Annotated in this window: 14 protein-coding genes; 8 read left to right on the forward strand and 6 right to left on the reverse strand. The window is 72.6% G+C overall.

Features of this window, described 5'->3' with window-relative positions; genetic code table 11:
- Window positions 1-38: 38 nt before the first annotated feature.
- Window positions 39-3680, reverse strand: a complete 3642-nt coding sequence (locus ACT4N7_RS03475; protein WP_444827090.1) for a glycohydrolase toxin TNT-related protein — start codon at window positions 3678-3680, stop codon at window positions 39-41.
- Between the two features lie 130 nt (window positions 3681-3810).
- On the opposite strand from ACT4N7_RS03475, the gene ACT4N7_RS03480 reads away from it, so the two are divergent.
- Genes ACT4N7_RS03480 through ACT4N7_RS03500 form a run of 5 tightly spaced genes read left to right on the forward strand, consistent with a single transcriptional unit; the run spans window position 3811 to window position 8145 of the window.
- Window positions 3811-5022: an MFS transporter gene (locus ACT4N7_RS03480; RefSeq protein WP_444827091.1), complete on the forward strand. Its 1212-nt coding sequence runs from the start codon at window positions 3811-3813 to the stop codon at window positions 5020-5022.
- Between the two features lie 32 nt (window positions 5023-5054).
- Window positions 5055-6041, forward strand: a complete 987-nt coding sequence (locus tag ACT4N7_RS03485) for a helix-turn-helix domain-containing protein (RefSeq protein WP_444827092.1) — start codon at window positions 5055-5057, stop codon at window positions 6039-6041.
- A 4-nt stretch (window positions 6042-6045) separates the two neighbouring features.
- Window positions 6046-6990 (forward strand): DMT family transporter, encoded by a 945-nt coding sequence (locus ACT4N7_RS03490; RefSeq protein ID WP_444827093.1) that lies wholly within the window; start codon window positions 6046-6048, stop codon window positions 6988-6990.
- 10 nt (window positions 6991-7000) lie between these two features.
- The gene (locus tag ACT4N7_RS03495; protein ID WP_444827094.1) at window positions 7001-7846 is read left to right on the forward strand and encodes a bifunctional methylenetetrahydrofolate dehydrogenase/methenyltetrahydrofolate cyclohydrolase; all 846 of its coding nucleotides are present in this window, start codon (window positions 7001-7003) and stop codon (window positions 7844-7846) included.
- Entirely contained in the window at window positions 7843-8145 is a 303-nt protein-coding gene (locus tag ACT4N7_RS03500; RefSeq protein ID WP_444827095.1) for a DUF3017 domain-containing protein, read from the forward strand. The genes ACT4N7_RS03495 and ACT4N7_RS03500 overlap by 4 nt, the downstream gene beginning before the upstream one ends.
- A 4-nt stretch (window positions 8146-8149) precedes the next feature.
- On the opposite strand, the gene ACT4N7_RS03505 is transcribed toward ACT4N7_RS03500, so the two are convergent.
- Window positions 8150-9046 carry a helix-turn-helix domain-containing protein gene (locus ACT4N7_RS03505; protein WP_444827096.1) on the reverse strand — a complete coding sequence of 299 codons (897 nt, stop codon included), beginning with the start codon at window positions 9044-9046 and terminating at the stop codon, window positions 8150-8152.
- A 202-nt stretch (window positions 9047-9248) separates the two neighbouring features.
- Here ACT4N7_RS03505 and ACT4N7_RS03510 point away from each other — a divergent pair, with 202 nt between their 5' ends.
- Window positions 9249-10232: a malate dehydrogenase gene (locus tag ACT4N7_RS03510; RefSeq protein WP_444827097.1), complete on the forward strand. Its 984-nt coding sequence runs from the start codon at window positions 9249-9251 to the stop codon at window positions 10230-10232.
- 39 nt (window positions 10233-10271) lie between these two features.
- Here ACT4N7_RS03510 and ACT4N7_RS03515 read toward each other — a convergent pair whose 3' ends face one another.
- Entirely contained in the window at window positions 10272-11198 is a 927-nt protein-coding gene (locus ACT4N7_RS03515) for a zinc-binding dehydrogenase (RefSeq protein WP_444827098.1), read from the reverse strand.
- Window positions 11199-11367: 169 nt separating this feature from the next.
- On the opposite strand from ACT4N7_RS03515, the gene ACT4N7_RS03520 reads away from it, so the two are divergent.
- Window positions 11368-11955, forward strand: a complete 588-nt coding sequence (locus tag ACT4N7_RS03520) for a TetR/AcrR family transcriptional regulator (RefSeq protein WP_444827099.1) — start codon at window positions 11368-11370, stop codon at window positions 11953-11955.
- Window positions 11956-12086: 131 nt separating this feature from the next.
- Window positions 12087-12491 (forward strand): SsgA family sporulation/cell division regulator, encoded by a 405-nt coding sequence (locus ACT4N7_RS03525; protein WP_444827100.1) that lies wholly within the window; start codon window positions 12087-12089, stop codon window positions 12489-12491.
- Window positions 12492-12553: 62 nt separating this feature from the next.
- Here the strand turns inward: ACT4N7_RS03525 and ACT4N7_RS03530 are convergent, their stop codons facing one another.
- From ACT4N7_RS03530 to ACT4N7_RS03540, 3 genes are read right to left on the reverse strand one after another with little or no spacing between them, the layout of a single operon-like run.
- On the reverse strand, window positions 12554-12934 hold the full coding sequence (locus ACT4N7_RS03530; protein ID WP_444827101.1) for a bacteriophage spanin2 family protein: 381 nt from the start codon (window positions 12932-12934) through the stop codon (window positions 12554-12556).
- A 39-nt stretch (window positions 12935-12973) separates the two neighbouring features.
- Window positions 12974-13162 carry a DUF1918 domain-containing protein gene (locus ACT4N7_RS03535; protein ID WP_444827102.1) on the reverse strand — a complete coding sequence of 63 codons (189 nt, stop codon included), beginning with the start codon at window positions 13160-13162 and terminating at the stop codon, window positions 12974-12976.
- A complete protein-coding gene (locus ACT4N7_RS03540) occupies window positions 13104-13577 on the reverse strand; it encodes a protein kinase domain-containing protein (protein WP_444827103.1) in 474 nt (157 codons plus the stop codon). Before ACT4N7_RS03540 ends, ACT4N7_RS03535 begins: the two co-directional genes overlap by 59 nt.
- Window positions 13578-13612: the final 35 nt, after the last annotated feature.

Consider the following 13612-nt stretch of genomic DNA (forward strand, 5'->3'; position numbering starts at 1 on the left):
GGCGGCGCTTGTTGCCGCGCATGACGGCTCCGGGCGCGTCAGGGCCTGCTTGGCGGCTCCCGATCGGCGACCTCGACCAGGTGTCCGCTGTCCACCAGTTCGGCGACCGACCGGCCGAGCAGGTAGGCGGTGCCGCCGCCCGGCTGTTCGAACCACGGGATGGCGACGCCGGTCAACGCCTCCGTCGGCCGCATCACCCGGTAGGCGCGGTAGGGCCTGCTCACCCAGTCCGGCACCAGCGACCGACGCTCGAACGGTGTGCCCGCGGCGTAGGTCAGGTTGCCGCCGGGCTCGCCGTATCGGTCGATCTCGGTGCCGGGCGCCAGTTCCAGCAGTTGCTTGCCGCGGAACAGGGTCAGCGGGGGCTCGCCTGGCCGGGGCTGGATCGGCCAGTCCTGTGGCCTGCGGACCGATCCCGGTTGTCCCGCCGGTTCGACCCTGCGGGGCGCGGTGCGGCGGGGTTCGAGGTCGTCATCGTCGTCGTCGAATCGGGGGATGGGGGCCGCCATCGTCGGCTCCGGCTCCGGCCTGCCTGAGCCGCCGAAGGACGAGACGGGGGCGGTGACCGTCGGGGCCGGCTCCGCCCGGCGCGCGCCACCGGATGTCGGGTGGTCGGGTGCCGTGGTGCCGCCGAACATCGGGCTGGGCGCGGCGTGCTCTGGCGTGCCGCTGCCGTATGTGGGGCTGGGCGTGGCGTGCTCTGGTGCGGTGCCGCCGAAGATGAGGTTTGGTGTGGCGGGCGCTGGTGCGCTGCCGCCGAACGTCGGGCTTGCCGCGGCGTGTTCGGGCGTGCTTGGGGCGGCGTGTTCGTGGGTGGGGCTGCCGAAGGTGGGGCTTGGGGCGGCGTGTTCGTGGGTGGGGCTGCCGAACGCCTGGCGTGGCGTGGCGTGTTCGGGTTCGCGGCTGCCGCCGAATGGTGGGCTTGCCGGTTCCGGTGTGGCGCCGAATCGGTGCTCGGGCCTGCTGGTGTCGTCGAAAATCGGGTCCGGCGTGGTGGTGCCGCCGAACGAGTGGCCTGGTTCCGGTGTGTTGTCGCCGGGGTCAGACACCGAGGGTTCCGGCTTGGTTGCCTCGCCGAACGACCGGGTTGGCGTGCTGCCGAGTGGTTCCGATGCCGCCTGTTCTGGCTTGGTGGTGCCGCCGAACAGTGGGCTCGGCGTGTGGTGCTCCGGGACGCTGGTGCTGTCGAAGAGTCTGCGATCCCGTGCGCCGCTGTCCACGGCCTGATCGCGCTCCGGCGTGTCAGCGCCGCCGAAGAGGGAGTTCGCCGGGCGTTGGGGTTCGCCGCCGAACGCGCGGTCTGGCGCGCTGGAGTCGAACAGTGCGCCCGGCGGGTCTGACACGTCCGTGTCGCCGAAGAGTGAGGTCGCGCCGGCGGACGGATCGTGTTCCCCGTTGGTCGGGTCGCTGAGTGGGTTTGCGGGAGTGCGGGTGAACGCTTCCTCGGGCCTGGTCTCGTCGCCGACTGGATCGTCGCTGTGGGATCGGGCGGGCTCCGGCATGCTCACGGTGTCGAACGACGGGACCGGCGCCGCCACTGTCGCGGACGGGACCGGCCGCGCACCGCTCGACCGCCTGCCGACGTGTGCGGGTTGGAACAGGTCGTCGCCCGTGGGGCCGGATTGGACTGGTCGCGGCGACGGTGACACTGGGCGCCGGGTGCGGCGGTCGTACTCGTCATCGTCGTCGTCTTCGAGGTCGGCGATGGACGCGCGGACCGTGCTGGGGCCGGGATCGGGCGCCTGCGCGGGCGTGGGGTCGAGCAGGATCTTGCCCATCAGGAACGCCGCCGCGTCGGCTGCGTCGGTGAACACCGCGGGCGCCACGAACTGCCGGTCGAACCAGCCGACTCGCCAGCCGTCGCCGGTCTGTTCCATCGTCCACGCCGCGCCCTCTGGCGAGCCGATTCGGTACCGCGAGTCGGGCACGCCGAGGTCGGCCAGACGGGCGCGCACGGTGTCGACGGTCTCCGCGGTCGGCCGCTGAACCGGCAGCGCCACGGCGGGCGTGTCCGGTGCCGGCGCGGCTACGTCGTGGTGTTGCGCCGCCGGAGACCACGTCCCGACTGGCGCGACCGTGGCCTCCTCGGCGGTCGCGGACTCACTCGGCGCGGTCCGGCCCCAGGACTCCGAGAGACCGGAATCCCAACTTTCGGCAGGCACACCCGCGTCCTCGACGCCTTGGACGGCGACGTCGTGGGCCAGGTCGTGGTGGGCCAGGTCGTGGTGGGCCAGGTCGTCATGGGAAACGTCGTCTTGGACCGGGTCGTCTTGGACCGGGTCGTAGTGGGCAACGTCGTCATGGGCCAGGTCGTCATGGGCCAGGTCGTCGTGGGCCAGGTCGTCGTGGGCCAGGTCGTCGTGGGCAATGTCGTCGTCCGCGGCATGGGCGCCTGTGGGCGCACCGGACTCGGCTTCGGGGTCGTGCGGGCCTGCTGGATCTTCGGACAGTTCAGCGGAGTCGGACTCGGCTGTGTCGGGGCTGTCCAGCGCGGGTTCGTCCGCCTCGGCATCAGGCGCATTCGAGTGGGACGGTTCATCGAGGACGGTCGGGTCGGCAGGCAAGTCGGCCGGGCTCGCCTGCTTGCCCGCGAAGTCGCGACTGTCCGGCAGGGCAGGGGCAACCGGATCAGGGCCACCGATTCCCACCACGCCCGGCCCACTGATCCCAGGAGCACCGGCACCAGGACCAGCGATCCCGGGCCCGCCTGCGCCCGGTCCACCGACACCGAGGCCCTCCGGCCCGCCGATCCCGGGCCCACCAGGTCCGCCGATCCCGGGCCCGCCGACCCCGTGGGGTCCAGATCCACCAGGCATCGGCGCACCCATCCCAGGCGGCCCGCCGGGGATCCCGGGACGCGGACCGACCGGTCGCCGCGGGCCGCGGCCGACGAACGCCGCCGCACCGGCGCGGGCCTGGTCCTCGACCTCCGGCACCGTGAAGCCCGCGCGCCGGATGTGGTCGAGCAGGTCGGGTTCCGGGGGGACCCCGTGCGTCCGCAGGTAGTAGTTGACGGCCGCGGGCCAGATCCAGACGCCGTCGGTGTGGAAGGCGACGGGGACCGACTGCCTGCCCTCCTCGTCGAGGTGGTCGGTGTCGAAACCGCGCGGGGGACCGACCACGGGCGCGGTGTCCAGGTAGCGCAGCAGGTCGTCGCGGGACGACTCGTCCAGGGGAGCGCGGTGGATCGCGGGGCGGCCGGTCGGGCCGGTGCCGTCGAAGATGCGGGCCATTCGGAACGGCGGCCGGGCGGCGGCGATGCGGCGCACCAGCCAGTCCGGGACGTTCTCCTCGTCGCGGGGGAACATGCGCAGGTCGTCGGCGAAGGCGGGGGGCGGCGGGATCGCGGCCCACCGGGGTTCTTCCCGGTCGTACTCCAGGTTGTACGCCGAGGGCTGGTCGAGCTGGTAGCGCGCGTTGTACCAGGTGCCGCGGCCTTCCCGGTACATCCCCGCGCGCAGCCGGGCGAACAGGCCCGCGAGGTCCGGGGAGATCGGCATCTCCTCCGTGGACTCGTCGGCGAAGGTGATCCGGCCGGTGGCCTCCGTGTATCTGCCGATGGCCCGGAAGTCGACACTGATGGACTCCCAGTCCTCCGGTGCCGCGCGGAGCAACGCCAGCCCGATCTGCTTGACCAAGGCGTCCTGTTCGGTCGGGTTAAGCTGCGTCGGTTGTGCCACCCGGACATCTTCTCCTGTCGGGATGCCATCGGCATACGGTGGAGGGGGACGGTAACGCTCTGCCTGCGACGATGACACACGGTTATCAGCCCGTCGGGTCTTGTCGGTGCCATACGGCACAGTGACCCCCATGTTCGGTCCCTACCGTCAACTCGCCGCCGTGCCCGGTCTGCTGGGCCTGCTCACCTGGTCGCTGCTGGGCAGGCTGCACCTCACGGGCACCCCGCTGGCCATGGCCTTCCTGGTCGCGGGCTGGACGGGCTCCTACATCCCGGCGGGCGTCATCGGCGGCGCCTACACGGTCGGCGTCGCGCTGGGCGGACCGTTGCGCGGGCGCTCCGCCGACCGGGGCGACCCGGTCCGCATCCTGCTGGTCTTGGGCACGGCGTACGCGACGGGCATGGTCGCGCTGGCCTTCGCGCCGTCGTTACTTCCCGCGGGCGCCTGGCCGTTGATGGCCGCGCCCGCGCTGGTCACCGGCCTGCTCCAGCCCCCGGTCACCCAGATCAGCCGGGCGGCGTGGCCCCGGCTGACCGAGGGCGCCGCGCGGGAGTCGTTGTTCACGGTGGAGGCGACGCTGCAGGAGGTGCTGTTTGTCGTCGGCCCGGTGCTCACCGCGATGGCGGTAGCCGTCATCGACGCGCGGGCGGCAGTACTGCTGTGCGGTGGTCTCGCGCTGTCGGGCGCGGTCGGGTTCGCGGCGGCGATGCACCGGGTGGGTCTGCGCGAGCCGGTGCCGGTGTCCGGGCGCCGCGGCTCCGTGCTCGGCGCGCCGGGGGTGCCGGTCGCGATCCTGTTGTCGCTGTGCCTGATCGTGCCGCTGACCACGCTCGACATGATGATCGTCGCCTGGGCCAGGGAGTACGGCTCCACGGCGGCGGCCGGGGTGCTGGTCGCGGTGTGGGCGATCGGCTCCATGGTCGGCGGGCTCGTCGCGGGCGCTCGCACGGCCGCGCCCCGGCTCGCCCGCCGTGTGCTGCTGATGGCGGTGGGCATCCTGGCACTGGTGCCGGTGCTGCCCCCGGTGAACGACGGCCCGGCGTGGCTGATCGGCGCGGTGCTCGCGGTCGGCGGCCTGGCGATCGCGCCCGCGCTGGCCACGACCAACTCCGTGGTCGGCGCCCTCTCGCCGCCGGGCCGCGCCGCGGAGACCTTCGGCTGGCTGGTCACCGCCGCGACGCTGGGCTCGGCGGCCACCCTGCCGATGGTGGGCTGGCTGCTCGACCACCTCGGCCCGGCCGCCGTCGCGGCGGCCGCGGGCGCGTTGGCGCTGGCAGCGGCCGGGTTGGCGGTCGCGATGCCGAAGAACGTGCCGACGAAGGTGCCGGTGAACGCCATTTGATGCCAGCGTCCCAACTGTGCCAATCTGGGCCCATGTCCGACGGCGATCTGGCGCCGCACCTGTCCCGTCTCGGGCTGCCCGACGACGAGATCCGCGCCTACCTGTACCTGCTCCGCACCGGTCCGTCCACAGTGGAGGAGACAGCGGTCGGCTCGGCCGAGCCGATGGTCATCGTGCGCAAGGCCATGCGCAACCTGGTCGACGCGGGCCTGGTCGGCTCCGGCGGCCCGGACGGCTCGATCGTCACCCCGGTCCCGCCCGCGTCCGGCCTGCAGATCCTCAGCCGCAGGCGCGAGTCGGAACTGGAGCAGGCCAGGGTCGCCACCCTCAACGCCTACGACACGTTCCGCCGCGCCGTGTCCCCGCAGCGCACCGACGACCTCATCGAGGTGGTCACCGGCACCGCCATCGCGCAGCGCATCCAGCAGATGGAACTGAGCGCCCGCAAGGAGATCCGCAGGCTCGACTCGCCGCCGTACTTCACCGAGGGCCACGTCAACAACGCCGAGCTGGAGCAGCTCGGCCGCGGCGAGGTGACCTACAAGGTCGTCTACGCCCGCGCGTCCATCGAGGACCCGGGCCGCTACGCGCAGAACATCCAGCCGTGCGTCGCGGCGGGGGAACAGGCCAGGGTGCTGCCCGAGGTGCCGGTGAAGTTGACCATCGTCGACCAGCAGTTCGCCACGGTGTCGCTGCCGGTGGCCGAGGCCGACGTCAACCGCTCGCTGCTCGTGGTGCGGCCGAGCAGCCTGCTGTCCGCGCTGGTCGGCCTGTTCGAGGCGTCCTGGCGGCTGGCCGTGCCGCTGCACGCGGGCGCCCGCGCGCCGTCGCCGGTGCAGCCGATCGAGCAGCGGCTGCTCGGCCTGCTCGCCGCGGGCGCGAACGACGACTCGATCGCCCGCCAGCTCGGCGTCAGCAGGCGCACGGTGTTCCGGCACCTGCAGCGGCTGATGGACCACGCGGGCGCCACGTCCCGCTTCCAACTCGCCGTGCACGCCGTGCGGCACCGCTGGATCTAGGGCGGTGCGACGCCCGGGCGTGCGGGTGGTCGGGGCGGTGCTGGCGGCGTTCGGCGGGGTGATGCTCGCCGTGCAGAGCCGGGTCAACGGGCAGCTCGGCAGCCTGCTCGGCGACGGCCTGGTGGCCGCGTTGATCTCGTTCCTGGTCGGGCTGGTCATCCTGAGTGCGGCGGTGGCCGCCGTGCCGGTGCTGCGCGCGGGTATGGCGAGGTTCGTCGACAGCCTCCGCACGCGCAGGCTGCGGCCCTGGCAGTGCCTCGGCGGCGCGGCGGGCGCCTGCTACGTGACCTCGCAGGGGCTGACGGTGTCGCTGCTCGGCGTCGCGGTGTTCACCGTCGCGGTGGTCGCGGGGCAGGTGGTCAGCAGCCTGCTGGTCGACCGTGCGGGCATCGGTCCGGGTGACGCCGCGCCGATCACCCCGACCCGCGCGGTCGGCGCCGCGCTCGCCGTGGTCGCGGTCGGGGTCGCGGTGTCCGACGAGTTCGGCACGCCCGCGCAGCTCTGGCTCGCGCTGGTGCCCGCGCTCGCGGGTGCGGCGCTGGGCTGGCAGCAGGCGGTGAACGGGCTGGTCCGGGCGGCCGCCGACAGTGTTGTCGTCGCGACGACGGTCAACTTCGGCGTCGGCACCGTCGCGCTGCTGCTCGCGTCCACTGTGGACATCGCGGTGCGCGGGCTGCCCGCGCCGCTGCCCGGGCAGTGGTGGCTCTACGCGGGCGGCGTGCTCGGGATCGTCGCGCTGTGCACGGCGGTCTTCGCCGTGCGCCAGATCGGCGTGCTGCTGCTCGGCCTGTGCGCGGTGGCGGGCCAGGTGCTCGGCGCGCTGCTGCTCGACATCGTCGCGCCGCCGCCGGGCGGGGGTGTCGAGGTGGCCACGGTCGTCGGCGTCGTCGTCACGCTGCTCGCGGCGGGCATCGCGGCCGTCCCGAGTAGTCGGGGGCGCCCCGCCTAGGATGGGCGCCGTGACCGCGACGATTCTTGACGGCAAGGCCACCCGCGACGCCATCCTCGCCGAACTGCGCCTGCGGGTCGACGCGCTCGCCGAGCGCGGCATCGTCCCCGGGCTGGGCACCGTGCTGGTCGGCGACGACCCCGGCTCGCAGGCGTACGTGCGCAGCAAGCACAACTTCTGCAAGAAGATCGGCCTCAACTCGATCCGCCGCGACCTGCCCGCGCAGACCACCCAGGCCGAACTCGAAGCGGTCATCGAGGAGCTCAACGCCAACCCCGACTGCACTGGCTACCTGGTGCAGCTCCCGCTCCCCGGCCACCTCGACGCGGGCCGGGTGCTGGAGCGCATCGACCCGGCGAAGGACTCCGACGGCCTACACCCGGTCAGCCTCGGCAAGCTCGTCCTCGGCGACGCGGGCCCGCTGCCGTGCACCCCGGTCGGCATCGTGGAACTGCTGCGCCGCTACGCCGTCCCGATCGCGGGCGCCCGGGTCACGGTCGTCGGCCGCGGGGTGACGGTCGGCCGCCCGCTCGGGCTGCTGCTGACCCGGCGCAGCGAGAACGCGACGGTCACCTTGTGCCACACCGGAACCAAGGATCTCGCCGCCGAGGTCCGGCGCGCGGACATCGTGGTGGCCGCCGCGGGCAACGCGGGCCTGATCACCGCCGACATGATCAAGCCGGGCGCCGCCGTCCTGGACGTCGGGGTGACCCGGACCGACGCGGGCCTCATCGGCGACGTGCACCCGGACGTGCGCGAGGTCGCGGGTTTCCTGGCCCCGATGCCCGGCGGCGTCGGCCCGATGACCATCGCGATGCTGCTGCGCAACACCGTCGAGGCGGCCGAGCGCGCGTGACTGGCAGTCCTCAGCGCAGCGGTAAGCATCCGGCCCTGGTGCACCTGCCGTTCGGGCTGGTGATGGCGGTGGTCGTGGTCGGCCTGGTACGGATCTTGCAGTACTACTGGCGCGAGGGCACGGTGTGGATCGGGCTCGCGCTGCTGCTGGCCGCGGGCCTGCGCGCCCTGCTCCGCGACGAGCAGGCGGGCCTGATCGCGATCCGGTCGAGAGCGATAGACGTGCTCAGCTACACCATCTTCGGTGTCCTGGTGATCGCCGTCGCGCTGACCATCGAAGGCGGCCCGCTCAGCCGGTGAGCCGTCACAGGGCGTCCGCGAGGTCGGCGATCATGGCCAGCGAGTCCTTCTTGCCCAGCGACACGCTCAGCAGTTCCACGAAGACGCGGTCGTAGAGCTTGATCTCCGCCAGATCCTCCACGAACAGCGTCGACGTCCGGTTCTCCAGCACGACGACAGCGCCGCGCTGGTCGAACTGGAGGCGCTCGAACGGTCCGCCGAGGCCCGGGTGGCCGTGCCCCCGGTCGGGGACGACCCGGATGGCGATCGACTTCTTCTGGCCTGCCTCCAGCAGGTATCGCAGTTGCCCGCGCAGCACCTCGCGGCCGCCGACCGGCACGCGCAGCGCGGGCTCGGCGATGATCGCGAAGAACTGCGGCGGCTGCACGCGGCGCAGCACCGCCTGCCGGTGGATGCGGGTGGTCCACTGCTCCTCGACCGAGTCCTCGTCGACCATGCCCACCTCGCGCAGCGCGGCCTGCGCGTAGGGCACCGTCTGCAGCAGCGCGGGCACCAGCGACGACTGGTAGTCGACCAGCATGGTGGCCTTGGCCTCCAGGATGCGCAGCGTCGCGAGCCTGCTCGCGGGCGCGATACCCGGGCCGCCCGCCGGGTCGCCCGCGCTGCGCGCCAGGGCCAGCAGGTCCTCGCGCCGCGTGCCCTTGACGCCGTAGATGGCGAGCAGGGCGGCGACGTCCTCGGCTTTCTGCGGCTTGCGGCCGTTCTCCATCCGGCTGAGCTTTGACGTGCTGATGCCGATCTTGCCCGCCACGTCGGCCAGGCTGAACCCGGCCGCCTCCCGGTGGGCGCGCAGATCCTCGCCGAGCAGTTCGAGCCGGACGGTCGAATCCGGGTGGTGCGGAACCATGGTCAGGTGCGATCCCCTCGCGCGGTGGTCGGTGACGTTCATGATCGAGGTCACGGGCGGCCGGAACACGCAGTTCAGGGGCCTGTCGGCGCAGAACCACCCGATGGGGAACACCGAGACGCTGCTCACCGCGCGGGTCGGGGCCGTCCGGGCCCTTGGTAGCCTCCCCGTGCCGGGCGACGCTGCTGACAGGGCAGCCCTGCCGCGTGGACGCGCCCGAGGACTCACTCGTCTCATTTCGGGAGGAATTGCCAAAGTGGCACCTGTCAACGTCACGGTCACCGGCGCGGCCGGCCAGATCGGCTACGCCCTGCTCTTCCGCATCGCCTCCGGCCAGCTCCTCGGCGCCGACACCCCGGTCAGCCTGCGCCTGCTGGAGATCCCGCAGGCGGTCAAGGCGGCCGAGGGCACGGCGATGGAGCTGGACGACTGCGCCTTCCCGCTGCTGCGCGGCATCGAGATCACCGACGACGCGACCAAGGCGTTCGACGGCGTCAATGTGGCCCTGCTGGTCGGCGCGCGCCCCCGGGCGAAGGGGATGGAGCGCGGTGACCTGCTTGAGGCCAACGGCGGCATCTTCAAGCCGCAGGGCGCGGCCATCAACGCGGGCGCGGCCGACGACGTGCGCGTTCTCGTCGTGGGCAACCCGGCGAACACCAACGCGCTGATCGCCCAGGCGCACGCGCCGGACGTCCCGGCCGAGCGGTTCACCGCGATGACCCGGCTCGACCACAACCGCGCCATCTCGCAGCTCGCCGCCAAGCTGGGCGTGCCGGTCACCGAGATCAAGAAGCTGACGATCTGGGGCAACCACTCGGCCACCCAGTACCCCGACCTGTTCAACGCCGAGGTCGGCGGCCGCAACGCCGCCGAGGCGGTGAACGACGAGGCGTGGCTCGCCGACACCTTCATCCCGACCGTCGCCAAGCGCGGCGCGGCGATCATCGAGGCCCGGGGCGCGTCCTCGGCCGCGTCGGCCGCCAACGCCGCCCTCGCGCACATCCACGACTGGGTCAACGGCACCGCCGAGGGCGACTGGACGTCGATGGCCATCCCGTCGGACGGCTCCTACGGCGTGCCCGAGGGCCTGATCTCGTCGTTCCCGGTGACCTGCGCGGGCGGCAAGTACGAGATCGTCCAGGGTCTGGCGGTCAACGAGTTCTCCCGCGCCCGCATCGACGCGTCCGTGGCCGAACTGGCCGAGGAGCGCGACGCGGTCAAGGGCCTCGGCCTGCTCTGAACCCCGCGCCCTGATGGTGTCCTTCCGCGAAGGGCACCATCAGGGCAGCAGGACCGCCTTGCCTTTCACCTCGCGCGCCAGCAGGTCCCGGATCGCCGTCGGGGCGTCGGCCAGCGCGTAGCGGGACACGTCCACCGGGAGCTCGCCTGCCAGTGCCAGCACCTCGGCCAGGTCCGCCCGGAACCGCGCGTCCGGCGTGACGCTGTAGATCCGCGCACGCCTGCCTCGGCCGAGACCGACCAGCCTGCGCGCCTCCCAGCCCGCCACCCGGAGGCCCATTGCCAGGTACGGCGCCATTCTCGGACCGTCCTCTGTGGACTGAGCGCCGTAGCTGAGCACCGTCCCGCCCGGGGCCAGCAGCCGATACGACGTGGCCAGCGAGCGCCCACCGAGGGGGTCGAAGACCGCGTCCACTCCGCCCGGCGCGGCCGCCCGCACGGCCGCCGCCACGTCGCCCCGGTAGTCGACCGGCGTGGCGCCCGCCGCGCGGACCGCGTCGAGTCGCGACGCCGTGCCGATCACCCGGGCGCCCGCGCGCAGCGCGAACCGCACCAGTAGCGAGCCGACGGCGCCCGAGGCGCCGTGTACCAGCACGGTCGCGCCCGCCCTGATCCGCGCGGCGCGCACCAACTGCCAGGCCGTGACGCCGTTGGTGACCAGCGCGACGGCCTCCGCCGGGTCGAGCCCTGCCGGCACCGGCACCAGCGTCGCCGGGTCCAGTTCCACCTGGCTCGCCCATCCGCCGGTCCTGGGCATCGCCGCCACCCGCGTCCCGACCAGCTCGGCGGGCCCCTCGACCACGGTGCCCACCACGTCGTACCCGGCGATGAACGGCAGCTTCGGCTGGGTGACGAACCGGCCCCGCATCATCTCCAGATCCACCGGCGCGATCCCCGCCGCCTCGACCCGGACCAGCGCTTTCGCCGGGTCCCGGGTGAACTCGTGGCGCTGGAGCCGGAGCACCACGGGACCGCCGTGGCGCGTGGTGTCGACATCAGGTCGCCAGGCAGCACCACGTGGCTGCCAGCCGCACCTAAGGGGAACGGGACGCGACCCAGCCACCGGCATCCGCCAAACCGGACAGTGTCAACACAAACGTTCCCACCAGGGTTAAATCCGGGGAGGCGGTCGAGCCATGGCGCAGCTCGCGGAGTTCGGCGCGGCGGGGATCTCGGTCAACGCCATCGCCAAGGCCATGGGCCTGACCGGCCCGGCGCTCTACCGCTACTTCGCCTGCCGCGACGCCCTGCTCACCGACCTCATCGCCGACGCGTACACCGACCTCGCCGACGCCGTCGAAGCCGCCGCCGACCGGGCCGCCCGGCGCTCACCGAAGTCACGAGTGCGGGAGATGGCCGAAGCCTTCCGCGTCTGGGCGATCGCCGAACCGCACCGCTACCTGCTGCTGTTCGGCACCCCCGTGCCCGGCTACCGCGCGCCGGACGCCACCGCCGACGCCGCGCACCGCACCCTCGCCGCGTTCGCCCGCGCGTTCGCCGACATCCCCGAGACCACCGCCCACCCCGGCCTCGACCGGATGTTCGCCACGTGGCTCAAGAACCGGGACGGCGACCTGTCGCCGTCCGCGCTGCGGCGAGCCGTGGCCGGGTGGACGCGGATGCACGGCGTGCTCAGCCTGGAGGTCGAGGGCCAGTTCGAGGTGATGGGTCTCGACGGGGCGCAGCTCTACCGCGCCGAGGTCGATGCCGTGATCGATATGTAACCCGGTCGTGGCTGTATCCCCCAAAAGCGTGAACGTGTCGGTCTCGGCATCACGGATCGCCGGGACGCACGTTTCCCTGCTGACGAGTTCGCCACCACCACGAGCGAACAGCGGGACAGGAGGTCGACGAGATGGACAGGAACGCCGAGCACTCCGAGCAGCTCATCTCGCTCTACGGCGGCAGCACCCCAGTGCTTTCCCGGTGGACGTACCGGGCCGGTGAGCCGTTCACCATCACCGCCGCGTTCCAGACCGACCGCGACCGCTGGGTCGAGTGGGTGTTCGCCCGCGATCTGCTGGTCGAGGGCCTGACCTGCCCCGCGGGCGAAGGCGACGTGCGGATGCGGCCCGACTTCTCCGGCGGGCGCACCATGCTCGTGCTGGAGATCTCCTCGCCGGAGGGGCACGCCCGGCTGGAAATGGAGCACGACGCCGTGGAGTCCTTCCTCGACGCCACCGCGGAGATCGTTCCGCTGGGCACGGAGAGCGACCACTTTGACATTGATGCCCTGATCGAGGAGATCACGAACGTCTAGACCCGTTCCCGCGGCGTGCGACGGCCGCCTGTCCCGACCTGGGACAGGCGGCCGTCAACGGTCTACAGACAGGCCTGGCTCAGCGCGTCTACCGCGGAGACCTTGTCGTTCGCCCACCGGGCCACATTCGACGGGTCGAGGTTGCCGGGACCGAGTTCGCCGACCTTCTCCGACATGTCGGTCAGGGCCTGCCTGAGCGTGGTGTCCGCGGCCTTCTCCGCCAGCGTGCTGAGGTCCGCCGCGGTCTGCTCGGCGTCCTTGGCGGCCTGCTCGGGGTTCGACAGGTCGGGGTAGAAGCCCGCGAGCTTCACCGCTTCCAGGCAGATGCTCGCCTGGTCGGTCGCCGCGTTCGCCGCACTGGTGGCCTCGCGGACCGACTCGCAGCCGGTCAGGCCGCCGACAAGTGCCGCAGCGGCAAGGACGGTCGCAAGCCGAGAACGCATCGTGCCCCCAGGTGAGGAGTGGGAAACCTGGGGGCCAGGTTAGCCGGGCGCCTGCTCCACGACGCAGTCTGGACCCGGGAACACCAGGCTCTCGTGGCCGTCGGGATGGCGCACCAGGTAGGGCGGGGCACCGTCGGCACCGCGAACCTCGACGATCTCGCCGAGATGATCAGGGTTGCCGACCTTGCGACCGTGGACGTGAAGCCGATCGCCTACCGCTGCTCGCATAGGGCCACCTCCGGGTTCCCAGCGTACGGCTATCCGCCGACGAACACACGTGCGCCAGCGCGTCGGCGAGCTGCCCGCCGATCTCGATCACCCGCTCGACCGGCAGCGCGCCGTCGCGGGCGAGTTCGTCGGCCAGGGAGCCGCCGGTGCACAGCTCCATGACGATGAAGGGGCGGCCGTCCGCGGTGACGCCCGCGTCGTAGACGTTGACCACGTTCGGGTGACCGGAGAGCCGCGCGGCGGCGCGGGCCTCGCGGAGGAAGCGGACGCGGTCGCGCTCGCCCGCGAGCACCCGGTTGTCCACCTTCACCGCGACGTCGCGTTCGAGGTTGACCTGGCGGGCGAGGAAGACGGTGCCGAACCCGCCCTGGCCGAGCGGGCGCCCGAGCGTCAGGCCGGGGATCGTGGGGTGCACGGGGGCAATCTACGACCTTGATGATCACTAAGGTG

The organism is Actinokineospora sp. (assembly GCF_052390155.1).
Classification (GTDB): domain Bacteria; phylum Actinomycetota; class Actinomycetes; order Mycobacteriales; family Pseudonocardiaceae; genus Actinokineospora.

Coding starts and splice junctions, on each gene's coding strand:
- ACT4N7_RS03480 (WP_444827091.1), top strand. CDS start 3,811: ATGTTCGGTCCCTACCGTCAACTCGCCGCCGTGCCCGGTCTGCTGGGC.
- ACT4N7_RS03485 (WP_444827092.1), top strand. CDS start 5,055: ATGTCCGACGGCGATCTGGCGCCGCACCTGTCCCGTCTCGGGCTGCCC.
- ACT4N7_RS03520 (WP_444827099.1), top strand. CDS start 11,368: ATGGCGCAGCTCGCGGAGTTCGGCGCGGCGGGGATCTCGGTCAACGCC.
- ACT4N7_RS03525 (WP_444827100.1), top strand. CDS start 12,087: ATGGACAGGAACGCCGAGCACTCCGAGCAGCTCATCTCGCTCTACGGC.
- ACT4N7_RS03530 (WP_444827101.1), bottom strand. CDS start 12,934: ATGCGTTCTCGGCTTGCGACCGTCCTTGCCGCTGCGGCACTTGTCGGC.
- ACT4N7_RS03535 (WP_444827102.1), bottom strand. CDS start 13,162: ATGCGAGCAGCGGTAGGCGATCGGCTTCACGTCCACGGTCGCAAGGTC.